Annotated in this window: 33 protein-coding genes, 1 tRNA gene and 1 pseudogene; 27 read left to right on the top strand and 8 right to left on the bottom strand. The window is 55.6% G+C overall.

Going from position 1 to position 26,189, the window contains the following annotated elements:
• Positions 1 to 64 precede the first annotated feature (64 nt).
• The 8 genes and pseudogenes from NQH49_RS16710 (at position 65) to NQH49_RS16675 (ending at position 2,889) form a co-directional block, all read left to right on the top strand.
• On the top strand, positions 65 to 532 hold the full coding sequence (locus tag NQH49_RS16710) for a head completion/stabilization protein (protein ID WP_256697504.1): 468 nt from the start codon (positions 65 to 67) through the stop codon (positions 530 to 532).
• Positions 529 to 735 carry a tail protein X gene (locus tag NQH49_RS16705; protein ID WP_256697503.1) on the top strand — a complete coding sequence of 69 codons (207 nt, stop codon included), beginning with the start codon at positions 529 to 531 and terminating at the stop codon, positions 733 to 735. The genes NQH49_RS16710 and NQH49_RS16705 overlap by 4 nt, the downstream gene beginning before the upstream one ends.
• Before the next feature lie 8 nt (positions 736 to 743).
• Entirely contained in the window at positions 744 to 959 is a 216-nt protein-coding gene (locus tag NQH49_RS16700; RefSeq protein ID WP_039335507.1) for an HP1 family phage holin, read from the top strand.
• Positions 940 to 1,452: a lysozyme gene (locus NQH49_RS16695; protein ID WP_256697501.1), complete on the top strand. Its 513-nt coding sequence runs from the start codon at positions 940 to 942 to the stop codon at positions 1,450 to 1,452. Before NQH49_RS16700 ends, NQH49_RS16695 begins: the two co-directional genes overlap by 20 nt.
• Positions 1,446 to 1,796 (top strand): annotated as a pseudogene (locus NQH49_RS16690) (Rz-like lysis system protein LysB); the annotation flags it as partial. The gene NQH49_RS16695 and the pseudogene NQH49_RS16690, both read left to right, overlap by 7 nt.
• On the top strand, positions 1,720 to 2,040 hold the full coding sequence (gene lysC / locus NQH49_RS16685; protein WP_256697500.1) for an Rz1-like lysis system protein LysC: 321 nt from the start codon (positions 1,720 to 1,722) through the stop codon (positions 2,038 to 2,040). The pseudogene NQH49_RS16690 and the gene lysC, both read left to right, overlap by 77 nt.
• The gene (locus NQH49_RS16680) at positions 1,973 to 2,449 is read left to right on the top strand and encodes a phage tail protein (RefSeq protein WP_256697498.1); all 477 of its coding nucleotides are present in this window, start codon (positions 1,973 to 1,975) and stop codon (positions 2,447 to 2,449) included. Before lysC ends, NQH49_RS16680 begins: the two co-directional genes overlap by 68 nt.
• Entirely contained in the window at positions 2,437 to 2,889 is a 453-nt protein-coding gene (locus NQH49_RS16675) for a phage virion morphogenesis protein (protein WP_256697497.1), read from the top strand. Before NQH49_RS16680 ends, NQH49_RS16675 begins: the two co-directional genes overlap by 13 nt.
• 100 nt (positions 2,890 to 2,989) lie before the next feature.
• On the opposite strand, the gene NQH49_RS16670 is transcribed toward NQH49_RS16675, so the two are convergent.
• On the bottom strand, positions 2,990 to 3,862 hold the full coding sequence (locus tag NQH49_RS16670) for a pentapeptide repeat-containing protein (protein WP_256697496.1): 873 nt from the start codon (positions 3,860 to 3,862) through the stop codon (positions 2,990 to 2,992).
• A 107-nt stretch (positions 3,863 to 3,969) separates the two neighbouring features.
• Between NQH49_RS16670 and NQH49_RS16665 the strand changes: the two genes are divergently transcribed.
• The 14 genes from NQH49_RS16665 to NQH49_RS16600 all read left to right on the top strand — a co-directional run bounded on the left by NQH49_RS16665 (position 3,970) and on the right by NQH49_RS16600 (position 14,752).
• The gene (locus NQH49_RS16665) at positions 3,970 to 4,554 is read left to right on the top strand and encodes a phage baseplate assembly protein V (protein ID WP_256697495.1); all 585 of its coding nucleotides are present in this window, start codon (positions 3,970 to 3,972) and stop codon (positions 4,552 to 4,554) included.
• Entirely contained in the window at positions 4,551 to 4,901 is a 351-nt protein-coding gene (locus tag NQH49_RS16660) for a GPW/gp25 family protein (RefSeq protein ID WP_256697494.1), read from the top strand. Before NQH49_RS16665 ends, NQH49_RS16660 begins: the two co-directional genes overlap by 4 nt.
• 4 nt (positions 4,902 to 4,905) lie before the next feature.
• Positions 4,906 to 5,814 (top strand): baseplate assembly protein, encoded by a 909-nt coding sequence (locus NQH49_RS16655; protein ID WP_256697493.1) that lies wholly within the window; start codon positions 4,906 to 4,908, stop codon positions 5,812 to 5,814.
• A complete protein-coding gene (locus NQH49_RS16650; RefSeq protein ID WP_256697492.1) occupies positions 5,807 to 6,415 on the top strand; it encodes a phage tail protein I in 609 nt (202 codons plus the stop codon). Before NQH49_RS16655 ends, NQH49_RS16650 begins: the two co-directional genes overlap by 8 nt.
• Positions 6,412 to 7,587 (top strand): phage tail protein, encoded by a 1,176-nt coding sequence (locus tag NQH49_RS16645; RefSeq protein ID WP_256697491.1) that lies wholly within the window; start codon positions 6,412 to 6,414, stop codon positions 7,585 to 7,587. Before NQH49_RS16650 ends, NQH49_RS16645 begins: the two co-directional genes overlap by 4 nt.
• Complete coding sequence (locus NQH49_RS16640; RefSeq protein WP_256697490.1) at positions 7,587 to 8,015, top strand: tail fiber assembly protein; 429 nt, start codon at positions 7,587 to 7,589, stop codon at positions 8,013 to 8,015. Before NQH49_RS16645 ends, NQH49_RS16640 begins: the two co-directional genes overlap by 1 nt.
• 111 nt (positions 8,016 to 8,126) lie before the next feature.
• Positions 8,127 to 9,296, top strand: a complete 1,170-nt coding sequence (locus tag NQH49_RS16635) for a phage tail sheath protein (protein WP_256697489.1) — start codon at positions 8,127 to 8,129, stop codon at positions 9,294 to 9,296.
• A 12-nt stretch (positions 9,297 to 9,308) separates the two neighbouring features.
• Positions 9,309 to 9,818 (top strand): phage major tail tube protein, encoded by a 510-nt coding sequence (locus tag NQH49_RS16630; RefSeq protein WP_256697488.1) that lies wholly within the window; start codon positions 9,309 to 9,311, stop codon positions 9,816 to 9,818.
• 64 nt (positions 9,819 to 9,882) lie between these two features.
• Entirely contained in the window at positions 9,883 to 10,161 is a 279-nt protein-coding gene (locus NQH49_RS16625; protein WP_256697487.1) for a phage tail assembly protein, read from the top strand.
• A 32-nt stretch (positions 10,162 to 10,193) separates the two neighbouring features.
• Positions 10,194 to 10,316, top strand: a complete 123-nt coding sequence (locus NQH49_RS16620; RefSeq protein WP_256697486.1) for a GpE family phage tail protein — start codon at positions 10,194 to 10,196, stop codon at positions 10,314 to 10,316.
• The gene (locus NQH49_RS16615) at positions 10,309 to 12,789 is read left to right on the top strand and encodes a phage tail tape measure protein (protein WP_256697485.1); all 2,481 of its coding nucleotides are present in this window, start codon (positions 10,309 to 10,311) and stop codon (positions 12,787 to 12,789) included. The genes NQH49_RS16620 and NQH49_RS16615 overlap by 8 nt, the downstream gene beginning before the upstream one ends.
• A gap of 3 nt (positions 12,790 to 12,792) precedes the next feature.
• The gene (locus NQH49_RS16610; protein ID WP_256697483.1) at positions 12,793 to 13,299 is read left to right on the top strand and encodes a phage tail protein; all 507 of its coding nucleotides are present in this window, start codon (positions 12,793 to 12,795) and stop codon (positions 13,297 to 13,299) included.
• The gene (locus NQH49_RS16605) at positions 13,296 to 14,447 is read left to right on the top strand and encodes a phage late control D family tail protein (RefSeq protein WP_256697482.1); all 1,152 of its coding nucleotides are present in this window, start codon (positions 13,296 to 13,298) and stop codon (positions 14,445 to 14,447) included. The genes NQH49_RS16610 and NQH49_RS16605 overlap by 4 nt, the downstream gene beginning before the upstream one ends.
• 86 nt (positions 14,448 to 14,533) lie before the next feature.
• Positions 14,534 to 14,752 (top strand): ogr/Delta-like zinc finger family protein, encoded by a 219-nt coding sequence (locus NQH49_RS16600; protein WP_256697481.1) that lies wholly within the window; start codon positions 14,534 to 14,536, stop codon positions 14,750 to 14,752.
• Between the two features lie 165 nt (positions 14,753 to 14,917).
• Here NQH49_RS16600 and NQH49_RS16595 read toward each other — a convergent pair.
• Both NQH49_RS16595 and NQH49_RS16590 read right to left on the bottom strand, forming a co-directional pair.
• Positions 14,918 to 14,993: transfer RNA gene (locus NQH49_RS16595), tRNA-Ile, on the bottom strand.
• A gap of 190 nt (positions 14,994 to 15,183) precedes the next feature.
• Positions 15,184 to 15,966, bottom strand: coding sequence for an SDR family NAD(P)-dependent oxidoreductase (locus NQH49_RS16590; protein ID WP_256697480.1), 783 nt, complete (start codon positions 15,964 to 15,966; stop codon positions 15,184 to 15,186).
• 133 nt (positions 15,967 to 16,099) lie between these two features.
• Between NQH49_RS16590 and NQH49_RS16585 the strand changes: the two genes are divergently transcribed.
• A complete protein-coding gene (locus NQH49_RS16585; RefSeq protein WP_256697479.1) occupies positions 16,100 to 16,687 on the top strand; it encodes a TetR/AcrR family transcriptional regulator in 588 nt (195 codons plus the stop codon).
• Positions 16,684 to 17,202: a G/U mismatch-specific DNA glycosylase gene (gene mug / locus NQH49_RS16580; RefSeq protein WP_256697478.1), complete on the top strand. Its 519-nt coding sequence runs from the start codon at positions 16,684 to 16,686 to the stop codon at positions 17,200 to 17,202. Before NQH49_RS16585 ends, mug begins: the two co-directional genes overlap by 4 nt.
• A 60-nt stretch (positions 17,203 to 17,262) precedes the next feature.
• Here mug and rpoD read toward each other — a convergent pair whose 3' ends face one another.
• The 3 genes from rpoD to rpsU form a co-directional block, all read right to left on the bottom strand.
• The gene (rpoD, locus tag NQH49_RS16575) at positions 17,263 to 19,104 is read right to left on the bottom strand and encodes an RNA polymerase sigma factor RpoD (RefSeq protein WP_008103440.1); all 1,842 of its coding nucleotides are present in this window, start codon (positions 19,102 to 19,104) and stop codon (positions 17,263 to 17,265) included.
• A gap of 287 nt (positions 19,105 to 19,391) precedes the next feature.
• A complete protein-coding gene (gene dnaG / locus NQH49_RS16570; RefSeq protein ID WP_008103438.1) occupies positions 19,392 to 21,137 on the bottom strand; it encodes a DNA primase in 1,746 nt (581 codons plus the stop codon).
• 118 nt (positions 21,138 to 21,255) lie between these two features.
• Positions 21,256 to 21,471, bottom strand: a complete 216-nt coding sequence (rpsU, locus tag NQH49_RS16565) for a 30S ribosomal protein S21 (protein ID WP_008103436.1) — start codon at positions 21,469 to 21,471, stop codon at positions 21,256 to 21,258.
• A 281-nt stretch (positions 21,472 to 21,752) separates the two neighbouring features.
• Here rpsU and tsaD point away from each other — a divergent pair, with 281 nt between their 5' ends.
• Positions 21,753 to 22,766, top strand: a complete 1,014-nt coding sequence (gene tsaD / locus NQH49_RS16560; RefSeq protein WP_256697477.1) for a tRNA (adenosine(37)-N6)-threonylcarbamoyltransferase complex transferase subunit TsaD — start codon at positions 21,753 to 21,755, stop codon at positions 22,764 to 22,766.
• A 30-nt stretch (positions 22,767 to 22,796) separates the two neighbouring features.
• Here the strand turns inward: tsaD and plsY are convergent, their stop codons facing one another.
• Positions 22,797 to 23,396 carry a glycerol-3-phosphate 1-O-acyltransferase PlsY gene (gene plsY, locus NQH49_RS16555; RefSeq protein WP_256697476.1) on the bottom strand — a complete coding sequence of 200 codons (600 nt, stop codon included), beginning with the start codon at positions 23,394 to 23,396 and terminating at the stop codon, positions 22,797 to 22,799.
• 107 nt (positions 23,397 to 23,503) lie between these two features.
• On the opposite strand from plsY, the gene folB reads away from it, so the two are divergent.
• Positions 23,504 to 23,863, top strand: a complete 360-nt coding sequence (gene folB, locus NQH49_RS16550) for a bifunctional dihydroneopterin aldolase/7,8-dihydroneopterin epimerase (RefSeq protein ID WP_008103431.1) — start codon at positions 23,504 to 23,506, stop codon at positions 23,861 to 23,863.
• A 191-nt stretch (positions 23,864 to 24,054) separates the two neighbouring features.
• On the top strand, positions 24,055 to 24,873 hold the full coding sequence (gene bacA, locus NQH49_RS16545; RefSeq protein WP_008103429.1) for an undecaprenyl-diphosphate phosphatase: 819 nt from the start codon (positions 24,055 to 24,057) through the stop codon (positions 24,871 to 24,873).
• A gap of 18 nt (positions 24,874 to 24,891) precedes the next feature.
• On the opposite strand, the gene NQH49_RS16540 is transcribed toward bacA, so the two are convergent.
• Entirely contained in the window at positions 24,892 to 26,124 is a 1,233-nt protein-coding gene (locus NQH49_RS16540) for a multifunctional CCA addition/repair protein (protein ID WP_256697475.1), read from the bottom strand.
• Positions 26,125 to 26,189: the final 65 nt, after the last annotated feature.

Genomic DNA, 26,189 nt, shown 5'->3' with positions numbered 1-26,189 from the left:
AGGACGGCAATGCACTTTCAGTGTCTGCGCCGTCCTCCACCGCCCACCTATTCTGAGGCCAACTATGAGCACGCTGGTAATAGCAGCACAGCGACCGGCAGAGACTGCCGAGCCGCCGGTTAAGAACACCTTTTTCTGGCCTGACATCGATCTGCTGCAGCTGCGAGAATCGCTGCGCTATGAGGGAACCGTCACCGCGCAGCGCCTGCGGCTGGCGGTGAAAACGGCAATCGCCGAAGTCAACGCCGAGCTGTACGAGTGGCGCGCCGAGCGCATGGCGGCGGGCTTCAAAACGCTTGCCGATGTTCCGGCCGAATCACTGGACGGCGTAAGTGAGAAAATCACGTACTACCTCGCGGCCGTTGAGGCGATCACCGCCGCCACCATTGCCGAGCGTTATCGCGGCTACGATGCCAGCGGCGCAAACAAAGCCAGCGCTGTTGAGGCCAGCGCCGACGAATACTGGCGCGACGCGCGGTTTTGCATCAGCCGCGTCGCCGAGCGCCCCGGCTGCATCGTGAGCCTGCTGTGACGCGGGTTAACGCACTGCAGGGCGATACCGTTGATGACATCTGTTATCGCCATTACGGCCGCACGCAGCAGGTCACTGAATCGGTGCTTGCCATTAATCCCGGTCTCGCCGACGCCGGTGCGGTGCTGCCGCACGGCTGGCCGGTTGACCTTCCCGAGCTGCCGGAATCGTCAACGGGTGAAACCGTGAACCTATGGGACTGACTATGAACATCACAATGGAGCGCATCACCGCCTTTATCACCTACTGCGTGGCGGTGGTGATGGGCTGGCTCGGCAAGTGGGATTTGCAGGACGTGGCAACGCTGCTCGGCATGGTGCTCGGTGTCGGCATGTTTCTCGTGAGCTGGTATTACCGGCGCAAAACCTATCAGCTTTTCCTGAGCGGGCGCATCAGCCGGGGTGACTATGAATCTGCAAATCGTTAAGCGCTGCTCGGTCGGCGTGGTGCTGGCAATCGCCGCCACGCTGCCGGGCTTTCAACAGCTGCACACCTCGATCGAGGGGCTGAAACTGATTGCCGATTACGAAGGCTGTCGTCTGAGTCCGTACAAGTGCGACGCGGACAAATGGACGGACGGCATCGGCAATACGGTCGGCGTCGTGCCGGGTAAAACCATTACCGAACGGCAGGCGGCGGGCACGTTTATTGCCAACGTGCTGCGCACCGAAAAGGCACTGGCGAGATGCCTGCTGGAACAAGTGCCGCAAAAGGTCTACGACGCCACGGTGTCGCTCGCTTTCAATGTGGGAACGGGCAATGCCTGCGCCTCAACAATGGTGAAGTTGCTAAACGAGGGGCGCTGGCGCGAAGCCTGCTACCAGCTGCCGCGCTGGGTGTACGTGAAAGGTGTGTTTAATCAGGGGCTGGATAACCGCCGCGTGCGCGAGCTGGCATGGTGTCTTGAGGGGGCATGGTGATGCGCATTACCGCAACACTACTAGCCGTCGTGCTGCTGGCGCTGGCGTTTACCGGCTGGCGCTGGTCGGTGGTCAGTGAAGAACTGGCGGGCGCGCAGCGCATCATCGGCACGCTGTCGGCGGGCATCGAGAGCCGCGACAAAGCGATTAACCGTCTCAACAGTGAAAACCAGCAGGGGCAGAAGCGCGAGGCCGCGCTGAGGTTGATGCAGGGGCGCGCCAGCGCCGGAGCCTTAACCCGCGAAGCACAGATACAGAGGGAAACCGATGGGAGTCCGATTTTACGTGAGTGGTCTGCTGCTGCTCTGCCTGACGATGTTATCCGGCTGCACAGCCGTCCCGCTTTCGCCAGCGCCAGAGATTATCTGGATTGGCTGTCCGCGCGTGACAAGCTGCCCGGTTCCGGGCAACAGCCTCAAAACGGCGGGCGATCTGGCGGCGGATAACCGCCAGCTTGAGGCGGCGCTCGCGTCATGCGGGCTGCAGATTGAAGTCATCAAAGAGTGCCAGGAGCAACACGATGCTGAAACCGCAACAACTGCGCAAGGCGCTGACCGACAGCGTGCCGCTGCTGCAGCGCAACCCTGACAGCCTGAACGTGTTTATCGACAGCGGGCGCGTTGTTTCGACGCTCGCCACCTCGCTGTCGTTTGAGTATCAGTACCGACTGAACATGGTTATCACCGATTACACCGGCAATATTGACCTGTTAATCGTGCCGATGCTGGAATGGCTGCGCGTGAATGAACCCGACATCATGGCGACGAAGGAGAAGCAGCAGACCGGATTCACATTCAAGGCGGACGTGGTCAGCGACACGGCCAGCGACATCAGCATTGACCTGCAGCTCACCGAACGCGTGATTATCCGGCGCGTGGGAGATGAACTTCACGTCGAGCACGTTGGTGAAAATCCACTGCCGGAGAATGATGCGCGGCCGGTACAGCTTTATGCATACGGACAGCTTATCAGTGAGTGGCAATCATGTGCGACTTAGAGCTGGTTAATGACCGACTCAATGCGCTGATCGGCAACCTTTCGGCACAGTCACGCAAAGAGATGGCTCGCAACATCGCGAAGAAGCTGCGCGCCAGCCAGCAGCAGAACATCAAGCGCCAGCAGTCACCGGACGGCACGCCGTATAAGCCGCGCAAAGAGCAGCCGATACGCGGCAAGAAAGGCCGGGTAAAGCGCGAGATGTTCGCCAAACTGCGCACGGCAAAATATTTGAAGGCGCGGGCAACCACGAATGAGGCGGTGGTCGAGTTTGCCGGTAGCGTGCAGCGTATGGTGCGGGTGCATCAGTATGGCCTGCGCGATCGAGCTTCACGCGGCGGAAAAGAGGTTCGATATGAAGCTCGCCCGCTCTTGGGCATTAGTCAAAATGATCAACAAATAATTGAAGGAATTCTTATTACCAGTTTAAGCGAGTATTGACAGATAACTCATTTCAAAGTTAAATCAGAGGTAAGGAAGATGTTGGTCAGCTAGAGCTTGCTCTAGTCATGGGGTTCAATTCCCCTCACCTCTTAAAATCTCATCGAGAAAACTTCACATCGCCTCTCAAGCTTCTTACTTGTAGCTCAACTATCGGATCTAAAACGATATAATTTAAAGTTGCCGCTTTACATAGCTCTGTTGCATTGATATTTATAGCACTTTTAAGATTGCAAAAGTTTAAGTTTGCCCCCTCGAAATCGACCCTTTCTAAATTACTGCCCGAGAGTATTGCGCTCTGTAAGTTACAGTTATTGAATTTAGCGCCCATCAATCTGCACTCCTTAAATATTGCCCCCTTCAGGTTGGAGTGTGAGAAGTTTACATTCTTTAAAGTGCAATCGAGCATGGTTAGGTTTCTAAGCTTACTCCTCTGAAAGTTAGATGATTTAAGATTGCATTTTTCAAAATAAACAGTGTTAAAGTAAATGGATTCACTCTCTAATCCCGTTAAATCAGAATCAATTAATTTTACATCTCTCATTTCGACGCCAGAACCTGAAATGTTCAATCTATGCATCGTAATTGTATGGCATTTTTGTTCATTCAGGCGGCGGATTAAACCAACTTTTTTTAGATTTAAAGTAACATCATTGTATTTGGAAATGTCAGATAGACTATTTTTTGTTTCTTCAATTAATGTTTTTCTTTCATTTCTTCTTTGGAAAATAAATAGGGCGATACCAAAGAAAATAAAGTCAATTAATGATGCATTTAAGTTAATTAGCAGGTTAATCCAAAAGTCTTTATTGTAAATTCCAAGTGATGTATTTGGCAGTATGTGCTTGCTTAACCAAGGGAATAAACTTGAAAAAATAATCGTGATTATTAAGTAAATTGAAAAAACCAAGAATATGGATGCATACGGATGACTTTTGATTTTATCAAATGATGGTTTCTTTGCATCAGGCATGGGGATTCCTTTTTAGTTTGTCCTTTCATGTTAACAGCTTTGTTCTCTAGTACTTGAGCGGACGAGTATGCATTGAGCAAGACTCACCATCCAGGCATCTTTAATGGATGAACGAACAACTCTCAGAAATCCTGCGCCTGCTGCGCAACCTGATCCGCATCGGAACCGTGTCCGCCGTAAAACTGGACGACGGGTTATGCCGCGTGGACACAGGAAGCAACACAACCGGCTGGCTTCACTGGCTCAACGCCCGCGCCGGTAAAACCCGCTCGTGGAATGCGCCGTCGGTGGGTGAGCAGGTGCTCGTTTTATGCCTCGGTGGCGAACTCGATACTGGCTTTGTGCTGCCCGGCATTTTCTCTGACGACAATCCCGCCCCGTCTGCCTCAGCCGATGCGCTGCACTGGTCATTCCCCGACGGCGCAGTGATCGAGTACGAACCGGCGACCGGCGCACTGACGGCCAGCGGTATTCAGACTGCGACCATCAGCGCGGCCGTGCAGGTGCTGCTTGATTCCCCGCTGGTTGAATGCACACAGCTGCTGAGAACCGCGCAGCTTGATGTCACCGACGGCGGCACGATGAAAGGCAACGTTACACACAGCGGCGGCAATCTCAGCTCAAACGGCAAAGTGCTGCACACGCACAAACATCCGGGCGACAGCGGCGGCCAGACAGGAGCACCGATATGACGGCGGCAAAGTACACCGGCATGAACCGCGACACCGGCGCGGCGCTGAGCGACATCGAACACATCCGGCAGTCGGTGCGCGATATCCTGATCACGCCGCTCGGTTCGCGGGTGATGCGGCGTAGTTATGGTTCGCTGCTGTCGGCGCTGATTGGAATGCCGCAGAACGAAGCGCTGCGCCTGCAGATTATGTCGGCCTGTTACGTGGCGATTTTGCAGTGGGAGCCGCGCGTAAAACTCACCGGCATCAATTTTGACTCTAATTTTAACGGCGGCATGGTGGTCGAGCTGACCGGCGCACGCACCGACACCACGCAACCCTTTTCCCTAACCGTTCCTGTGAGCTGAGAACATGGCAACCATCGACCTGAGCCAGTTGCCCGCGCCCGTCGTGGTGGAAACGCTGGATTATGAAACCCTGCTGGACGAGCGCAAAGCCACGCTGGTTTCGCTCTATCCCGAAGAACAGCGCGAGGCGATTGCACGCACGCTGTCGCTCGAATCGGAACCTATCGTCAAGCTGTTACAGGAAAACGCCTATCGCGAAGTGCTGCTGCGCCAGCGCATCAACGAGGCGGCAAAAGGCGTCATGGTGGCTTACGCGCTGGATGCTGACCTTGACCAGCTTGGCGCAAACAACGGCGTTGAACGCCTGACCATCACCCCGGCCGACAGCACTACGATTCCGCCGACGGCGGCGATCATGGAAAGCAACGACGACTACCGCGCCCGCATTGCTGCTGCTTTTGAAGGGCTGAGTGTAGCGGGGCCGACCGGCGCATATGAATACCACGCGCGCAGCGCCGACGGCAGAGTGGCCGATGCGTCCGCCATCAGCCCGTCGCCTGCCGTTGTCACCGTAACGGTGCTTGCTCGCGAGGGTGACGGCACGGCCGCCTCTGACCTGCTGGCCGTGGTCGATAAAGCGCTGAACGATGAGAACGTGCGACCGGTAGCTGACCGCGTGAACGTGCGGTCGGCTGACATCGTGAACTACGCGATTGAGGCCGAAATCTACATTTACCCTGGCCCCGAAGCGGAACCGGTGCGGGCGGCATCTGAGGCAAAACTCGCCAACTACGTCACCGCGCAGAAACGGCTCGGGCGCGACATCCGCCTGTCGGCGCTGTATGCGGCCATTCACGTTGAAGGTGTGCAGCGCGTTAACCTGATCCAGCCCGCCGCCGACGTGGTGCTCGATAAAACGCAGGCCGCTTACTGCACCGGCTACACGCTGAGCGTCGGGGGTTCCGATGAGTGAGCGCCTGCTGCCCACCGGCTCGTCGGCGCTGGAAGTGGCCGCAGCCGAAGCGCTGGCAAATCTCAGCGTGATGAACGTGCCGCTGCGTCAGCTGTGGAACCCGCACACCTGCCCGCTGGCGCTGCTGCCTTATCTGGCGTGGGCGTGGTCAGTTGACCGCTGGGACTCAGGCTGGAGCGAAGCCACTAAGCGCGACGTGGTGGCGGCCGCGCGCTACGTGCATCGCCACAAAGGCACTATCGGCGCGATCCGGCGCGTGGTGGAGCCGCTGGGTTATCTGATCCGCGTGCTGGAGTGGTGGAAAACCAATGAAGCGCCCGGCACGTTTCGCCTTGATGTCGGCGTGCTCGATACCGGCATTACTGAGGAAATGTACAACGAGCTGGAGCGGCTGATTGCCGATGCCAAGCCGTGCAGCCGTCACCTCATCGGGCTATCAATCAATCTTGATGCGAGTGGCGCAATCCCGGTTGCGGTTGCCAGCTACAGCGGCGACGAGCTGACCGTTTATCCCTACACACCAGACATTATCAGCACCGGCGGCGCGGTTTATTCCGGCGCGGCGGTACATCTTATCGATCTGACGGAAGTGAGCGCATGACGACTAAATATTTTGCCCTGCTGACCAATCAGGGCGCGGCTATTCTGGCAAACGCCGCCGCGCTCGGAACCAAAGTAAACATCACCGCGATGGCGGTCGGCGACGGTGGCGGCACGCTACCCACGCCTGACGCATCGCAGACGAAGCTCGTCGGCGAGAAGCGCCGCGCACAGCTCAACTCGCTAATTATCGACACCGCCAACAGCAGTCAGATTATTGCCGAGCAGGTTATCCCGGAGGGCGAAGGTGGTTTCTGGATTCGTGAGATTGGCCTGTTTGACGCCGACGGCGTGATGATTGCCGTGGCGAACTGTGCCGAAACCTACAAGCCGATGCTGGCCGAAGGCAGCGGCCGCACGCAGACAGTACGTATGATTATCATCGTGAACAGCACCACCGCTGTGACGCTGAAAATCGACCCGGCTGTGGTGCTGGCGACGCGCAAGTACGTTGATGATGCGGTTATTGAGGTGAAAGCCTATGCGGACAGCCTGATGGACGCGCACCTGAAAGCCGCCGACCCGCACACGCAGTACGCACCGAAAGCCAGCCCGACGTTTACCGGCAAGCCCAAAGCGCCCACGGCTGCGGCGGGTGATGACTCAACGCAGCTGGCGACAACGGCCTTTGTCGCTGCCGCACTGTCTGTGCTTAACGGCGGTGCACCCGCATCGCTGGACACGCTAAAAGAGCTGGCCGCTGCGATGGGTAACGATCCAAAGTTTGTCACCACCATGACCACCGCTCTGACCGGAAAGATGGACATTGCTAAGAACGGCAGCGACATCGCCGATGTGGCCGCATTTCTGCGAAACCTTGGGCTTGGGGAGGGGGCAAAAATGCCCGCTGCCTCAGCGCTTGCCAGCAGTGCGGGCTGGCTGTCAATTCCGGTAATAATTTCGGGCGTAGCTCGGAACATGATTTTGCAATGGAAAGCCGTGAGCGTGCCGATGTCGGTTGACGGGAGCATGCAATCAGTTAACTCCGCCTGGCCTGTAGCATTTCCGACGGCCTGCTTGATCACCATTCAGGCACTGACCAATTCGCTAATTTATTCAACAAACGGCTCGCCGTTCACATCCTCCACTGTGATTGATCGTGCGTCGTTTGCGGCGGCAAGCGCTTACTCAAAATCGACGTCAACCGTCACTGTATGGGGAGTGGGATACTGATGAACGAATACGTTTACAGCGCATCATTCAATATGATTTGCGCCGTTGCGCTAAGGAATGATTATGAGCTGGCAGGCACCTGGCCGGATGACGCGCTTGAAATCAGCATGCCAACAGCCATTGAGTTCATGGGGGAAGCGCCATCAGGCAAGATGATGGCGGCGGGTACGGACGGGCTTCCGCAGTGGTGCGACTTACCACCACTGACGCCCTCCGAGTTGGCAGCGGAAGCGGTGCAACGCAAAGATAATCTTCTCGGAAATGCGCAGCAGGCCATCGGCATCTGGCAAACGAAGCTGGCGTTGGGGCGCATAAGCGACGCTGAGAAAACCAGCCTTAATATCTGGCTTGATTACATTGATGCATTGCAGGCAGTGGATGCGAGTGCCGCGCCGGATATTGACTGGCCTGAGACGCCAAAGCAATAAAGCCCCTCGGGGCTTTTCTTTTGTCCGCTCACCTCTGAGCAAACTGCAACCGCATGCGCCGCCTCGCCTGAACTGCCACTCTGAGCACACCTTTAATCAGGAGTGCTACAAATGGCCGATTACCATCACGGTGTCCGCGTCGTCGAAGTCAACGACGGCACGCGCACCATTTCCACCGTCTCCACCGCTATTGTCGGCATGGTCTGCACCGCCGATGATGCGGACGCGGCAACCTTTCCGCTCAATACCCCGGTTCTGATTACCAACGTGCAAGGCGCAGTTGGTAAAGCGGGCGTGAAAGGCACGCTGGCCGCTGCGCTGCAGGCCATTGCCGATCAGTCGAAGCCCGTCACCGTCGTGGTGCGCGTGGCCGAAGGCGACGACGAAGCCGAAACCATTTCCAACATCATCGGCGGCACTGACCTTAACGGCCAGTACACCGGCATGAAAGCGCTGCTCGCCGCGCAGACGCAGCTCGACGTGAAGCCGCGCATCCTCGGCGTGCCGGGACTCGACTCGCTGGAAGTGGCGACTGCGCTTGCCAGCATCGCGCAGCAGCTGCGCGCCTTCGCCTACGTCTCAGCGTGGGAGTGCAGCACCATTTCCGAAGCCCGCCTTTACCGCCAGAACTTCAGCCAGCGCGAAATCATGGTGATCTGGCCGGATTTCCTCGCATGGAACACCACCAACAACAAGTCGGATGTGGCCTTCGCCACCGCCCGCGCGCTTGGCCTGCGCGCCAAAATCGACAACGACACCGGCTGGCATAAAACCCTGTCGAACGTCGGCGTCAACGGCGTGACCGGGATTTCCGCGTCGGTATTCTGGGATTTGCAGCAGGTTGGCACCGACGCCGACTTGCTCAACGAGGCGGACGTCACCACGCTGATCCGCAAGGATGGCTTTCGCTTCTGGGGCAACCGCACCTGCAGCGACGACCCGTTGTTCCAGTTTGAGAACTACACCCGCACCGCGCAGGTGCTGGCTGACACCATCGCCGAGGCGCACATGTGGGCGGTTGATAAACCGCTAACGCCGGTACTGGTGAAAGAGATTATCGCGGGCATCAACGCCAAGTTCCGCGAGCTGGTCAGCGCCGGTTATCTGCTGGGCGCGTCTGCCTGGTACGACGAAAGTGCCAACGATAAAGACACCCTGAAAGCGGGCAAGCTCTTTATCGATTACGACTACACGCCGGTTCCACCGCTGGAAGATTTAACCTTCCGCCAGCGCATCACCGACAGCTATCTGGCGACGTTCGCCGCATCCGTAAACAGCTAAGGAGCCGGATAAATGGCACTACCCCGCAAACTCAAGGCGATGAACCTGTTCAACGACGCCAACAGCTATCAGGGCATCGTCACCGCCGTCACACTGCCGAAGCTGGCGCGCAAGCTCGATGCGTACCGCGCAGGCGGCATGAGCGGCGCGGCCTTCATCGACAACGGTCTGGATGATGACGCGCTCGATCTGGAATGGAGCATCGGCGGCATCGACGAGCTGCTGCTCACGCAGTGGGGCGCGTCTGCCGTGCCGCTACGCTTCACCGGCTCTTACCAGCGCGACGACACCGGCGAAGAAATCGCGGTTGAGGTGGAGGTGCGCGGCAAGCACCAGAGCTTTGACTTTGGCGAAGCCAAACAGGGCGAAGACACCGAAACCAAAATCACCAGCAAGAACACGTATTTCAAGCTGACGTGGAACGGAAAGGAGCTGATTGAGATCGACACCGTGAACATGGTGGAAAAGGTCAACGGCGTTGACCGCCTCGAGCAGCGCCGCAAAAACATCGGCCTGGTCTAAACCCGACGCCAGCGCCTGCACGGTGCTGGTAACTATCTGACTACAGTGAACAGAGAAAACGACAATGGAACAGAGCGAAAACACCGTGGAACTGGAAACCCCGATCAAGCGTGGCGACACCGAGATTAAGCAGGTTTACGTGATTAAGCCTACCGCCGGAAGCCTTCGCGGCGTGCGCCTGGCGGATTTGTGTCAGTCAGACGTTGACGCGCTGCTGACCGTGCTACCGCGCATCACTTCGCCTTCGCTGACGAAGCCGGAATGCAACAATCTCGATCCGGTTGACCTGATTTCGCTTGGCGGCAAGGTGATTGGTTTTTTGCAGTCGAAGTCGGACGAATAGCGTGGCCGAACGGCCTGACGGTTAATGACCTGATGGCCGACGTCGCCACGATATTCCACTGGCCGCCCTCCGAGATGTACACCATGCCGCTTGCCGAGCTGCTGGAGTGGCGGCAGAAAGCCTTAATCCGCAGCGGAGCAAACCCGGATGAATAATAACCTCAAGGTGCAGGTGCTGCTGAACGCGGTAGACCGCGCCTCGCGTCCCTTCAAAGCCGTGCAGAATGCCACCAAAGGTCTGGCAACCGACATCCGCCAGACGCAGGACAACATCCGGGATCTGGATGTGCAGGCGGGCAAAATCGACGGTTTCCGCCAGACCAGCGCGCAGATGGCCGTTACGCAGCAAAAGCTAAAAAGCGCCAAAGCGGAGGCCGAAGCGCTGGCCGTGGCGTTTCGCAACACTGCCCGTCCGACCTCGCAGCAGGCGCGTGAGCTGGAGAAAGCAAAGCAGGCTGCGGCCGCGCTGCAGACCAAATCGAACTCGCTGCGCCTTTCCGTGCAGCAGCAGCGCGACGCGCTGGCTGCGGCGGGCATTTCCACGCGCAACCTGAGCAGTGAGCAGCGACGACTGAAAGAGGCCGCCGCGCAGGCAACGCAGAACCTCAACCGGCAAAAGCTGGAGCTGCAGCGGCTTAACGCACAGCAGGAACGGCTCAACCGCGTCAGCGAGCGCCACCGGCGCGGGCAGGAACTGTCGGCTAAGGTGCGTAACGGCGGTGCGGCTGCGTTTGCCGGTAGCAGCGCCGCACTCTATGCAGGGAGCCGCCTGATGGCGCCAGAAATCCAGACGCTGCACAGCGGCGCGCTGATCGCCGCCCGGCAGGGCGAAGGGGCAGCGAAAGGCAGCGACTACACGGCTGCGATCCAGCGCATCAACGCGTCGGGCGTGAGCGGCGACCTTGAGCAAATCACCGAGGCAGTGTCGGCGGTGCGCAGCACGCTTGGGACGCTGGGCAACGTGGGTGAAGCGGAGTTAGACCGCATCACCCGCAAGGCGCTGGATATGCAGTCCACCTTCGGCACAGACACCGCCGAGAGCATCCAGATTGCCGCGATCATGATGAAAAACAAGCTCGCGGCCAACAGCGATGAGGCGCTGGATTTGATAATCACCGGCATGCAGCGGGTATCAGCGGGCATGCGTGGTGAGATGCCGGAAATCCTGCACGAGTATTCGACGCACTTCCGCAATATGGGATTCACCGGCGCGGAGGCCATGTCGCTGCTGGTTGATATGTCGAAGCAGGGCAAGTTTGCGCTCGACAAAACCGGCGACGCGATTAAGGAATTCAGTATTCGCGGCTCTGACATGTCGAAAAACAGCGTTGCCGCTTATCAGGAAATTGGCCTCAATGCTAAGAAGATGTCTCGCGATATTGCCAGCGGTGGCGATAAAGCGCGGGTGGCGATGCAGAAGACGGCAAAAGGTTTGCTAGCCATCAAAGACCCGGCAGCGCGTGCGAACGCGGCGATTTCACTGTTCGGCACGCCGGTTGAAGATTTGTCCGTTGACCAGATACCGGCGTTTCTTGGCGCGCTGGCAGGTGTAAAAAACCATCTTGTTGATGTCACCGGTGCGGCCGAGCGCATGGGTAACACGCTGCGCGATAACCTGTCGGGCGACGTGGCGAAGCTCAAGGGATCGTTTGAGGGGCTGCGCTTTAACATCTTTAAGGGGATGGATAACCATCTGCGCGTTGTGACCAAAAGCGCAACCAAATGGATTGAAAAGCTCGATGCGTGGGTGAGCAAGAACCCCACACTCACCGCCAATCTGGTGATGATTACCGGAGCCGTTGCCGGGCTGACGGCAATACTCGGCGGCGTCGGGCTGGTTATCTGGCCGGTGATGTTGGGTATTAACGCGCTTATCGCAGGTGCGGGCATGCTGAGCGTCGGATTCAGCATCGCCGGAGGCGCGATTGTTACAGCGCTCGGTGCAATCACGCTGCCGGTGCTGGCCGTCGGCGCGGCTATCGTGGCCGGTGCGCTGCTTGTCCGTAAATACTGGGAGCCTATCAGCGCCTTTATGTCGGGTGTCGCCGAAGGCTTTACCGCCGCAATGGGGCCGATTGGCGAATCATTCAGCTCACTCAAGCCGCCGTTTGAGTGGCTGGGTGGCAAGTTGAACGAGCTGTGGGATTGGTTCGGCCGCCTGCTGGAACCGGTGAAATCCACGCAGTCAGAGCTGGCAACTGCTGGTGAGATGGGCAAAAAGTTCGGCAACATGCTGGCGGAGGCGCTGAAAATTCCGGGTGAAGCGCTCGACCAGCTTCGCAGTGGCATCGATTGGGTGCTGGAAAAGCTAGGCATCATCGACAGCAAATCCAGCGGCATTAAAGACAAAGTGCCGTCACCTGACCCGCTGGCGACAGGCGGTGCGGGCGTCGATACCGGCGGTCTGCAGTACAGTCTGGCAACCGGTGGCGCGCCATATCGCCCGGTGTCCGCACCGTCTGGCGGTGGCGGCTTTACCGATCGCAGCCAGAACACCTATCAGTACGAAATCAAAATGCACGAAGGCATGACTAAAGACGACGCGCTGGCGCTGATGGCGCAGCATCAGGCAAAAGAGCAGCGCAACCGGCAGGCGCAGAACCGCAGCAAAATGGGTTGGGAGGATTAACCGATGATGATGATTTACGGCATGATGCCGTTCATGCGCCAGACGCTGCCTTACGGCGAGCTGCAGCAGAACATCGACTACCGCTGGCCGACGAACAGCCGCATTGGGCTGCGACCGGCCGCGCAGTTTATCGGCGTGGGTGACGAGAAAATCACGCTGTCTGGTGAGCTGCGCCCGGAGATCACCGGCGGCGCTGTTTCGCTGATGACCGTTCGCCTGCTTGCCGATCAGGGTATGGCGTGGCCGCTGATTGGCGGCAGCGGCATGATCTACGGCATGTACGTCATCGAGAGCATTTCGAACACGCACAGCGAGTTTTTCCCCAACGGCACGGCCAGCAAAATCATGTTTACCCTGAACCTCATGCGCGTCGATGGATCGCTCACCTCGATGTTTGGCGACCTGAAAAAGCAGGCTGACGGTTTAATCGGTGGAGTGAGTAATCTGCCAGGGCAAATAACCGCGGCTAGAGACAGCGCCAAATCATCGGCGGGAGGCCTGTTCGGATGAACGGTATCAGTGGCTTACCGGTACAGGCAGGCGCACGCCTGACACCGGATTTTTTGCTCAAGGTAAACTCGAAGGACGTAACTACCAACCTGCGCGACCGGCTGATTTCGCTAACGCTCACCGATAATCGCGGGTTTGAGGCTGACCAGCTCGACATCGAGCTGGACGACGCCGACGGTAAGCTGGCAATGCCGGTGCGCGGCGCTGAGCTTTCGCTGTTTCTCGGCTGGAAGGGGCAGTCGCTGATCGGTAAAGGTACGTTTACCGTGGATGAAGTCGAGCACCACGGTGCGCCGGACACCATGACCATCCGCGCCCGCAGCGCCGACTTTCGCGGCTCGCTGAATTCCCGGCGCGAGGTGTCCTATCACGACACCTCGCTCGGTGCGATCGTCGAACAGATTGCCGGACGTAATAACCTGAAAGCCATGCTGGCCGACGGCTTTGCCGCAATTGAGGTGGCACACATCGACCAGACGCAGGAAACCGACGCTAAGTTTTTGACGCGCCTTGCCACCCTTTACGGCGCGGTGGCGGCGATAAAGGCAGGGCGGCTGCTGTTTATCCGGCCGGGGAATGGCGTCACCCTCAGCGGCAAGCCGATCCCGCAGATGACCATCACACGCAAAGACGGCGACCAGCACAGTTTCAGCATTGCCGATCGCGGTGCTTACACCGGCGTGTCGGCGAGCTGGCTGCACACCAAAGACCCGAAGCCGAAGAAAGTGAAGCTGCAGCGCAAGCCAAAAGCACAGCAGCAGAGCACCGTGGTGCATCCTGACGCGAAGAAGACCACCGCAAAGAAGGAGCAAGTGCCAGAAGCAAAAGAAGGTAATTACCTAGAAGGTAGCCAGGACAATGTATTTACGCTTACGACAGTATTTTCCAGCCAGAAAACTGCAATGAGTGCGGCAAAAGCGAAGTGGGAGAAACTGCAGCGCGGTGTGGCAGAGTTTTCGCTAACGCTGTCTATGGGGCGGGCCGACCTTTACCCGGAAACGCCGGTTAAAGTCAGCGGCTTTAAATCAGTGATCGACGCCCAGCCGTGGCTAATCAGCAAGGTGACGCACAATCTAAGCAGTGGTGGTTACACCACGCAGCTGGAGTTCGAGGTGTTGCTTTCGGATGTTGAGTATGTGGCGAATTGATTAGCTTTAGTGAAAATAATTAAAAATAAATTGAGAATTAATTAGATTTAGTCTAAATAGATTGCATTGGAAAAGGAGAGCACAACATGATGCATTGCCCAAGATGTCAGACCGCCGCCCACGCCAAAAGCAGTCGCTACATATCCAGAGAAACCAAAGAGCGTTATCACCAGTGTCAAAACATCAATTGCAGTTGTACGTTTAAGACACACGAGAGTATTGCAGGGATTATCGTTGAGCCTGGACAAATCAACCGCGTTCCGATCTATAGTCAGCATGAAAATCAGCCGAACTTATTCCACTAATGATGCCCGCGAAAGCGGGTTTTTTTATGGATGCAATTTAGTACGGATGGGTGCGATTGTTGCAACTGAAAAAAATCGTGCGACACTTTTGCGACACTCACGAAATTGGCAACAAAAAAGCCACCCAGAAAGGTGGCTTAAATACATGATTTACATCACTAAATTTGGTGGCCCCTGCTGGGTTTGAACCAGCGACCAAGCGATTATGAGTCGCCTGCTCTAACCACTGAGCTAAGGGGCCAGCGGAGCGAGGATTATAGAGTATCTTGTTAGGGTGATCCAGAGTTCACCATTCGGATGGTGAAAATTACAGCAATAGCTGACTCCTTGATCTAAAAAAGAAAATTCTACTATCCCACGCACTATCGTTTATTAAGCGCCCAATCATCAGCGTTTTTTTGAGACCAGGCTCATTCGAAAGTTTGTCGATACTACAAATAGCGCGTTGCAGGCTTGTTAAGCGAGATGAAGGGCAATATGGCGATGCGTGCCTCTTCGTAGTTCTGCCAAAGCTGCACATCTTCCACGGATGGGATTGTCACCAGCTCGCCGGCATCGAGTCCACGCAGCGCTGACGAGACTAAATCGTCTACTTCCATTAGCATCTCAGCGGGAAGATCGTTAATGGATTTTCCTGCGCGCTCAAAGATTTCAGTGCGCGTTAAGCCTGGCAACACAGCCTGCATACGCACACCGCTTTCGGCTAATTCACGATGCAGATTACGGGTCAGGGAAAGTACATACGCTTTACTGGCGTTGTAGGCACCATTGGCCGATTCGCTCACCAGCGCTAGCACCGAAGCAATATTCACAATCGTGCCATTGCGACGTGCAAGAAATGCCTGTGCAGCACTGTGGGCCAGCTGAGTCAGCGCAAGGATATTTAACGTCAGCATCGTTTGTATTTTCGCGATATCACCGTCAATGAATTCGCCTTCAACTGTCATACCTGCATTGTTTACCAGCAGCGTAATCGCTTTGTTTTGCTGGATTTCGCGATCAACTCTTAGCAAATCATCGTGGTTGGTGAGGTCGGCAGCCAGCACGCTGACTTCAACGCTATGTGCTTCACGCAGCGATTGCGCCAACAGATTGAGCCTGGCTTCATCGCGTGCCACCAGAATCAGGTTTGTGCCACGTGCTGCCAGCTGTTTTGCATAGGTCGCGCCAATTCCGCTTGATGCGCCGGTGATTAAAGCCAGTTGTTGTGACATGTGTGTTCCTTAAGATGATGGTTGTCATATTTACGAGATTTAATATGACGATCATAATATTTGTCGTCAAGCTAGAATATGATGGTTGTAATAATTACACTGATTGCCATCAACGATGTCGGAGTCAATGTAGATGGAAAAGCTGAGCCATAAGGCGCGTACACGACAGCGCATTCTGGATGAAGCCTCGGTGGTGATGCGCGAGAACGGCACTGAAAGCATTGGCGTAGCGGCGCTGATGAAGCGCGTGGGTTTAACGCACGGCGGATTTTATGCCCATTTCGCCTCCCGCGAAGATCTGGTGCAAGCGGTGATCGCTGAGATGTTTGCTGATTCGGCGCGCCGCTTTGCGGATATCACCTCAATTAACGATCCCGCTGAACGACTTAATCAGCTGATTGATAGCTATTTATCTGAGCAGCATTGCAACACGCCGGGTGAAGGCTGTCCGATGCCTGCGCTGGTGAGTGAGATGGCGCATTTACCCGTCGAGGCGCGTACGTTGTTTTCACAGCAGCGTGAAGCGATGCGGCAGCGTTTGGCGTTGACGCTACATGAGCTTAATCATCCGCATGCGGATGACGCGGCGACCACTATGTTGGCTGAGATGGTTGGTGCGGTGGCAATGGCACGTGCTTGTCCGGACGACGAGGAAGCGCGCACTATGCTGGCGAGCAGTCGTCGATCGGTAAAACAACGCGCCGGACTGGAGATTGTATGAGCGAGCACGATATCCGCGACATCATTGCGCCTGATTTACAGGTGCTGTTTTGTGGCATCAATCCGGGCAAGTCGTCGGCGCACACTGGATTTCACTTCGCGCATCCCGGCAATCGCTTTTGGAAAGTGATATATCAGGCCGGCTTTACGCGCGAGTTACTCAAGCCCGAGCAGGAGCAGCGGCTGTTGGAAACTGGATGTGGTATTACCATGCTGGTGGAGCGTCCGACGGTGCAGGCTAACGAGTTGGATGGCGATGAATTACGCGACGGTGGCTCACGCTTGCAGCAAAAGATTTTGCACTATCAACCGCGTGCATTGGCGGTGTTGGGCAAAGATGCCTTCCAGAAAGCATTTCGTCAGCGCAAAGTTGAGTGGGGCGAGCAGCCGCTAACACTGGGTGAAACGCGTTTGTGGGTGCTGCCTAATCCGAGTGGGTTAAATCGTGCGACGCTAGAAGAGATGGCCGCATCCTATCGCCAACTGCATGATTGGCTGCAAAGTAACGCGCGATAGAGCGACGCTTCAGGCAATAAAAAACCCCGGCAAGCCGGGGTTTTTTCGTCTCGACAACGATTAATCGTCGAGGAAGCTACGCAGTACTTCTGAGCGGCTTGGGTGACGCAGTTTACGCAGCGCCTTGGCTTCAATCTGACGAATACGCTCACGCGTTACGTCAAACTGTTTGCCAACCTCTTCCAGCGTGTGGTCGGTGTTCATATCGATACCGAAACGCATACGCAACACTTTCGCTTCACGCGCGGTCAGGCCAGCCAGCACGTCGTGAGTCGCTGAGCGCAGGCTTTCCGAGGTAGCGGAATCCAGCGGCAGTTCCAGCGTGGTGTCTTCGATAAAATCGCCCAGATGCGAATCTTCATCATCACCAATCGGCGTCTCCATAGAGATTGGCTCTTTAGCGATTTTCAGCACTTTGCGGATCTTATCTTCAGGCATCAGCATACGTTCAGCCAGCTCTTCCGGCGTCGGTTCGCGGCCCATTTCCTGCAGCATCTGACGCGAAATACGGTTGAGTTTGTTGATGGTCTCAATCATATGCACCGGAATACGGATGGTGCGCGCCTGGTCAGCGATAGAACGGGTGATAGCCTGACGAATCCACCATGTGGCGTAAGTTGAGAACTTATAACCACGACGGTATTCAAACTTATCAACGGCTTTCATCAGGCCGATGTTGCCTTCCTGAATCAGATCGAGGAACTGCAGACCACGGTTGGTGTATTTCTTCGCGATAGAGATAACCAAACGTAAGTTTGCTTCAACCATCTCTTTCTTCGCACGACGCGCTTTCGCTTCACCGATAGACATGCGGCGGTTGATGTCCTTCACCTGCTCGATGGTCAAGCCGGTTTCTTCTTCGATCTGCTGCAGTTTGTACAGCGAACGATTCACATCATCTTCAACTTCCAGCAGCTTCTCAGACCACGGCTTGTTCATGGCCAGCGCGGCTTTGAACCAGCTTGGGTTGGTTTCGTTGCCGGTAAACAGCGTGATGAAGTTTTTCTTCGGCATTTTGCACAGTTCAATACACAGTTTCATGATCAGGCGCTCTTGCGTACGCACGCGCTCCATCATTTCACGCATATTGTTTACCAGGTAATCGAACTGCTTCGGTACCAGGCGGAACTGCTTGAACACTTCAGAGAGATTCTGGATTTCGGCTACGGCGTCAGCATGGCTGCGGCCTTTGGCTTTGATGACGGTGCGCGTGGTTTCGTACTGCGTACGCAGGTCGCCAAACTTCTCGCGAGCCAGTTCTGGATCGATAGAGTTATCGTCATCAGAGCTGTCGTCATCGTCCTCATCTTCTTCTTCGTCGTCATCACGGTCTTCCTGCGATAACTCAGAACCGACGTTGGTGGCGGTCGGCGCGATATCTTCTTCTGCGTTCGGATCGATGAAACCGATGATCAAGTCAGACAGGCGAGCATCGCCCGCTTCTACGCGATCGTACTGATCGAGCAGATAGGTGATCGCTTCCGGATATTCGGCTACAGAGCATTGGACCTGGTTGATACCGTCTTCGATGCGCTTAGCGATGTCAATTTCGCCTTCGCGCGTCAGCAGTTCAACGGTACCCATTTCGCGCATGTACATGCGCACCGGGTCGGTGGTACGGCCAATTTCAGATTCAACACTGGATAAAACCTGAGCGGCGGCTTCTGCGGCATCTTCGTCAGTATCGGAGCTGTTTTCATTCAGTATCAGATCATCAGCATCAGGCGCTTCTTCAACAACCTGAATACCCATGTCGTTAATCATCTGGATGATGTCTTCGATCTGATCGGAGTCGACGATATCTTCCGGCAGATGGTCATTGACCTCAGCATAGGTCAAATAGCCTTGCTCCTTACCACGGGTGACAAGTAGCTTAAGCTGTGACTGCGGGTTTTGCTCCATAAGACGGTATCCACACTTCTGTTAATTAGATTGGTGTCGGTCGGCGGCGAAAGCCAACAATAACAGTGAAGGCGTTGTGTTTTTGCCGCTGCCTACATCGCGGCCAGGGCTGAAGCCCATCTATAATCGGCACTTAAGCCGCTTGTGTTCTTTCCGGGCCTGGCTTCAAAGCCAACAGCCCTAATTTGTTGATGTTTCCGGCTTCGCTTATCGCGTCTATCAATCCGGAAATCACTAAGCCAGAATGCCGTTTTTAACCTACTTGCGGTTCTGGCCCAGTTAAAATCTTATTTTTTTGCTAATGCCTGGCTTAGAGCCCAGAATTCGCGGCGTTCAATGGCACTTAAGCCTTCCGTTCGCTCGCGAGCGATAAGCGCTTCAAGGCGCTGTTCGAGCGCGGAATCGTAAATACTTGCCAGTGAATCCTGGAACACTTCTTCCGCCTCTTCATCCACTATCATGTGGTTCCAGGTGGCCAATGTTTCAAGGGGCTGGCTAAAATTTGTTCCGCGATATAACTCTAGTAGCTGTCCGGTGGTCAGGCCAGGATTCTCTGTACAACGACTGACTAACTCCACAAATAGCGGTAAACCCGCCATTTTTGACTGCTCCAGTCCATCCAGTGTAGGCACGATGGAGGCAAATTGCGGATTCTGCACTAATAACGCGATCAATACGCGCATGGTGGTGCGCTTCAACGGCGGGGCAGTTGGCAGCACTCCGCTTTCCGCCAGCTTCGGCATCAGCTTGTCTAACTGGTTATCGTCAAGAATCCCGAGTTTATTACCCAACGTTTGACGCATATAAATGCGCAGCGTTTCACCGGGAATCTGACTGATCAGCGGTAACGCCAGTGTCGCCAGCTTGGTTTTGCCATCGCGTGTACTCAAATCCACTTGCGGCATCAGGCTGTCGAAAAGAAACGTGGAGAGCGGTGTAGCCTGCTCCATTCGCGCTTCAAAGGCTTCTTTGCCCTCTTTGCGTACCAGCGTGTCCGGATCCTCGCCATCGGGCAAAAACATAAAGCGTAGCTGACGGCCATCATTCATGTAAGGCAATGCGGTTTCGAGCGTACGCCATGCCGCTTCACGTCCGGCGCGGTCGCCGTCGTAACAGCAAATCACGGTATCCGTTGAGCGGTAAAGCAGCTGAACGTGTTCAGCAGTGGTCGAGGTGCCCAGCGATGCAACGGCATAATCGATGCCAAATTGCGCCAGCGCCACCACGTCCATATAACCTTCGACAACCAGCAAACGCGTGGGTTGCGGATGATTTTTCTGCGCTTCATAAAGTCCGTATAACTGGCGGCCTTTATGGAAAATCGGTGTTTCAGGCGAGTTCAGATACTTCGGCGTATCGTTGCCCAGCACGCGACCACCAAAACCAATCACGCGGCCACGCTTATCGCGAATAGGGAACATCACGCGATCGCGGAAGCGATCGTAGGTGCGGCCTGAGTCATTGCTGACTAGCATGCCCGCTTCCATCAGTGATTCGCGATCGTCTTTCTGCTGCCCAAAGCGCTTCAGAGCATTATCCCAACCGGCAGGCGCATAGCCGATAGCGAAGTGATCGATCACTTCCTGACTAAGACCACGCGTGGCGAGATAATTCTGTGCAGATTGCGCTTGTGGATTACGCAGGCTCTGTTGATAGAAGCCGTTCAGGCCATCCAGCAACTGATAAAGACTTTGACGTTGATGGCGCTCCATCTGGCTAGGACCATTGCCCGCTTCATACGGCACTTCTAAGCCATGAAGCGTGGCCAGCTCCTCAACGCTCTCAACAAATTCCAGACGATCGTGATTCATCAGGAAGTCGATGGCGTTGCCTTTGGCGCCACAGCCGAAGCAGTAATAAAACTGCTTCTCACCGCTTACGGTGAAAGAGGGGGTTTTCTCGTTATGGAAAGGACAGCACGCGTGATAGTTCTTACCCTGCTTTTTCAGCTTAACGCGGGCATCGATAATATCCACGATGTCCGTGCGGGCAAGTAAGTCGTTGATAAATATGCGTGGAATTCGTCCAGCCATAAGCCCCGATTTTTCAGCTCATAAACGACAACAAGCCGCGCTTCCTTTCGGAAAGCACGGCCTTTTACTTGACTCTGTCTGCGTTTATCACGCGGCGGAAGCAAGCTTCCGCAAGAAATTAGTACAGACGAGTGCGGCGTGCGTTTTCGCGAGCCAGTTTCTTGGCATGACGCTTAACTGCAGATGCTTTAGCGCGCTTACGCTCAGTGGTAGGCTTCTCGTAGAACTCACGGCTACGAACTTCTGCCAAAACACCTGCTTTCTCGCATGAACGCTTGAAGCGACGCAGTGCTACGTCGAACGGCTCGTTTTCACGTACTTTAATTACCGGCATGTAACTCTTACCTCGATAAAATTCGGTTTTTGCTGCTGACTGCGGCGCCAGCACATTTCAAAATGGTGCAGCATTTTACTCCAGCCGCGGCCGACTTGTAAAGCACCATGTATAATTTAGAACCAACAGGGGCATATGCCATCGCGGCTGCCGGTTTTTTCAGGCCGTGGAGTATAGCGCACTCTTTGTGCGACAGAAAAACACTTTTTCAGGGGCAAAGTCTCTGGCGTGAGAATTGCCTGTGTTACACTGCGCGCCGCACGAAGAGGGTGATAAAAGCTATGCGAGTTCTGGGTATTGAAACGTCCTGCGATGAAACCGGCATCGCGATTTATGACGATGCGTCCGGTCTGCTGGCAAATCAACTATATAGCCAGGTGAAACTGCATGCCGATTACGGCGGAGTGGTGCCGGAACTGGCATCGCGTGACCACGTCCGTAAAACCGTGCCGCTGATTCAGGCGGCATTGAAAGAAGCAGGCCTTGAGCCACAACAGATTGATGGCGTTGCCTATACCGCCGGGCCTGGATTGGTCGGCGCGTTGCTGGTTGGCGCCACCATTGGTCGTGCGCTGGCGTTCGCCTGGAATGTGCCGGCGGTACCGGTACATCACATGGAAGGCCATCTTCTGGCGCCGATGCTGGAAGAGAATCCGCCGGAATTCCCGTTTGTTGCGCTGCTGGTTTCCGGCGGGCATACACAATTGATCAGCGTGACCGGAATTGGTGAATACACCTTACTGGGCGAATCGATTGACGATGCAGCAGGCGAAGCGTTTGATAAAACTGCCAAGCTGCTGGGGCTGGATTATCCGGGCGGACCGATGCTGTCGCGCATGGCGCAGCAGGGCACGCCAAACCGTTTCCGCTTCCCACGGCCAATGACCGATCGTCCGGGGCTGGATTTTAGCTTCTCCGGCCTGAAAACCTTTGCGGCGAACACCATTCGCGAGCATCAGGGCGAAGAGCAAGCCCGCGCGGATATTGCCCGTGCGTTTGAAGACGCGGTGGTTGATACCTTAATGATTAAGTGCAAACGTGCGCTTGAGCAAACCGGCTTTAAACGTTTGGTGATTGCGGGTGGCGTCAGCGCGAACCGCACGCTGCGGGAGCGCATGGCTGAGATGATGCAAAAGCGTGGCGGCGAAGTGTTTTATGCACGCCCTGAGTTTTGCACTGATAACGGCGCGATGATTGCTTACGCTGGCATGGTGCGTCTCAAAGGCGGCACCCGTGGTGGACTCGGCGTGAGTGTGCGACCACGTTGGCCGCTGGCAGAATTACCCGCCATCTAAAACGAAAAAACCGGCCTCGCGCCGGTTTTTTTATTTCTTCTTCTTCCGCTTCCAGATCTTATTTTCCTGGCCGCGCCACAGGCGCTGGATGTTGTCGTGGTGTCGTAACAGAATCAGGCACGAAAGCATCGAAACGGGGAAAGTGAATTGCGGTTTGAACCACCACACGTAAAACGGTGCAATCAGCGCGCTGACAATCGCGCCGAGTGACGAATAGCCGCTCAGCAGCACCGTCAGCAGCCAGGTGCCGGTCATCAATCCAGTCAAATCCCAACCAATCGGCGCAATCGCACCAAAGGCGGTCGCCACGCCTTTACCGCCGCGAAAACGAAAGAACACCGGATAGATGTGGCCCATGCAGGCGGCAATCGCCGTGAGGCCAAGATAGAGCGGGGCAACGTGCAGCAGATAAGCGATCCACACTGGCAGCATGCCTTTTGCCACATCGAAAATCAGCACTGCGGCAGCGGCGGCTTTGCCACCAATGCGTAAAACGTTGGTCGCGCCAGGATTGCCTGAGCCTTGCGAGCGCGGATCGGGTAAACCAGCCAGTTTACAGACCAGTATCGCACTGGAAATCGAGCCGCAAAGATACGCGAAAATAATCATACCAAGCGCGATAGCACTCATAGCGTCGTACCGTTCCTTTTGGGTCGTTTTGTTCTCGATAAGCGTGGATAATACGCATAATCCGCCGGAAGTGGTATCCGGCTTAGCCAAAAACAGAGACTGACATCATGGATATCGTATTTATCGAGCAGCTTACCGTGTTCACGACTATTGGCGTTTACGACTGGGAACAGGGCATGCAGCAGAAGCTGGTGCTCGATGTCGAAATGGCGTGGGACAACCGTCAGGCCGCGGCCAGCGACGATGTGAACGATTGCCTGAGCTACGCCGATGTCACCGAAGTGATCCTCAATCATCTACAAGGTCAGCGTTTTGCCCTGGTTGAAAGGGTGGCAGAAGAAATCGCCGATCTGTTGATGAATCGTTTCAAAACCCCCGGAGTACGTATAAAGGTAGGCAAACCGGGCGCTGTAGCCCAGGCGGCCAGCGTTGGCGTGCGTATTGAGCGCGGGACTATTCCGAAATAAAACTTCCGTGATTGCCATCACAATGAAACCAAACCAAATTATGGTGTGTCTCACTTGAGGCCGTTGCGCTAACGAGCAGGAAGTTACCGAATTTCTTAAGGTTTCCTTCAGCGTGACGTAGGCATAATTTCAGGCGGTAGCCCTTTGCGACCGCCTTTTTACTGTTTAAAACGGATAGAGGAAATATTTTGATGGCAGACATTCACCAGCTTTGGGTAGCTGCAATCCTGGGGGTTGTAGAAGGCCTCACGGAATTCCTGCCGGTCTCTTCCACGGGCCACATGATAATTGTTGGTCATCTGTTGGGTTTTGAAGGCCAGACCGCTGAAACCTTCGAAGTTGTGATTCAACTCGGTTCCATCCTCGCTGTGGTCGTGATGTTCTGGCGCCGCCTGTTTGGTTTGATCGGCATTCACTTTGGTGAGGTCAAACATGAAGGTGTTGGTACAGGTCGACTGACGTTGATTCATATTCTGTTGGGCATGGTGCCGGCGGTGGTGATTGGTTTGCTGCTGCACGACCAAATCAAAACGCTGTTTAACCCGATCAACGTGATGTATGCGCTGGTGGTCGGCGGTGTGCTGCTACTGGTGGCGGAATACTTTAAGCCAAAGCAACCTAAAGCAGTTGGCGTTGACGATATCACTTACCTGCAAGCGTTTATGATTGGTTGCTTCCAGTGTCTGGCGCTGTGGCCGGGCTTCTCGCGCTCAGGTGCGACGATTTCTGGCGGTATGCTGATGGGCGTGAGCCGTTATGCGGCGTCGGAGTTCTCGTTCATTCTGGCGGTGCCGATGATGATTGGCGCAACCGGACTGGATCTCTACAAGAGCCTTGGCTTCCTGACGATGCAGGATTTTCCGATGTTTGCCGTCGGTTTCGTAACAGCCTTCGTCGTGGCGCTGCTGGCGATCAAGGTGTTCCTTGAGCTGATCAAGCGTATCTCGTTCGTCTCTTTCGCTATCTACCGCTTCATTGTTGCGGCCGTGGTTTACGCCATCTTTATGTAAGTTGCCCCGCGCGGCTGGTTACACTGGCCGCGCGTTAATCAATTCCGCCTGCAGCACCGCCACACGCCGACGCGTCAACTCTTCCCGCACTTCTGCCCCTTTAAAGCCTGCTGCCACTACATCTTTGGTTGGCACCGCTTGCGCCAGCGCAAACGCCTGACGCAAATAGTCGCCTTGCGGATAAGCCATACTTTCCAGGCCCGCACGCCCGCGCGCATCCGCTTCGCTGGTCAGCGCCATCTTCTCCACCCGATCGGGCTTACGCCAAGCATCGATACGATCAAAAAGCGCGATTAATGCGTCAGCTGGCTGGCGCTCAATGGTGTGCACCACGTCATGGAATTCGGTCACTACTAACGCCAAATCACGCACCTGATTCGGCACGCGCAGGCGCTGACACAGCGCTTCAACAATCGGCACGCCGGCGAGGCCATGACCATGATGGCTCGGCCATTTTTCGGGTGGCGTCAGCGCCTTACCAACATCGTGGAACAGCGTAGCGAAACGCACATCAAGCTGGTCCGAAAGCGCGGCGGACATCGCCAGCGTCATCAGCGCATGGATGCCGGTATCAATCTCGGGATGCCATTTGATCGGGGCCGGAATGCCATACAGGTTATCGATTTCCGGGAACAGCACCTGCAGCGCGCCGCAATCACGCAGCACCTGGAAATAGACTTGAGGATTGCGCGTCAGCAACGCTTTTTCCGTCTCTTTCCACACCCGTTCTGCGGTGAGATGCGCCAGTTCGCCGCTGACCGCCATTTCGCGCATCAGCGCCTGAGTTTCATCGGCAATACGGAAATTAAGATGGGCAAAGCGGGCGGCGAAACGCGCCACGCGCAGTACACGCAGCGGATCTTCTTTAAAGGCGGCGGAAACATGGCGCAGCTGGCGTTGGGCGAGATCACGCTGACCGCCATAAGGATCAATCAGTTCGCCGCTGTCGCTTTGGGCGATGGCATTGATGGTGAGATCGCGGCGCTGCAGATCTTGCTCGAGCGTGACATCCGGCGCGAACTGCGTCACAAAACCGGTGTAACCGTTGCCGCTTTTGCGTTCCGTACGCGCCAGCGCATACTCTTCACGGCTGCGCGGATGCAAAAAAACCGGAAAATCCCGGCCAACCTGCTGATAACCTTCCGCCAGCATCGAATCTGGCGTCGCGCCTACAACCACCCAATCTCTATCTTTTACCGGCAAACGCAGTAAGGCATCGCGCACTGCGCCACCGACCAGAAACGTCTTCACTCAACCACTCCAGAGGCAGATCAAAAATTGCGTGCTGAACACGCTTGTTACTTTATTGTTGCATA

Source organism: Pantoea trifolii (assembly GCF_024506435.1).
GTDB lineage: Bacteria > Pseudomonadota > Gammaproteobacteria > Enterobacterales > Enterobacteriaceae > Pantoea > Pantoea trifolii.
Note: the sequence above shows the minus strand (reverse complement) of the source record. Positions and strands in the feature narration are given on the sequence as shown.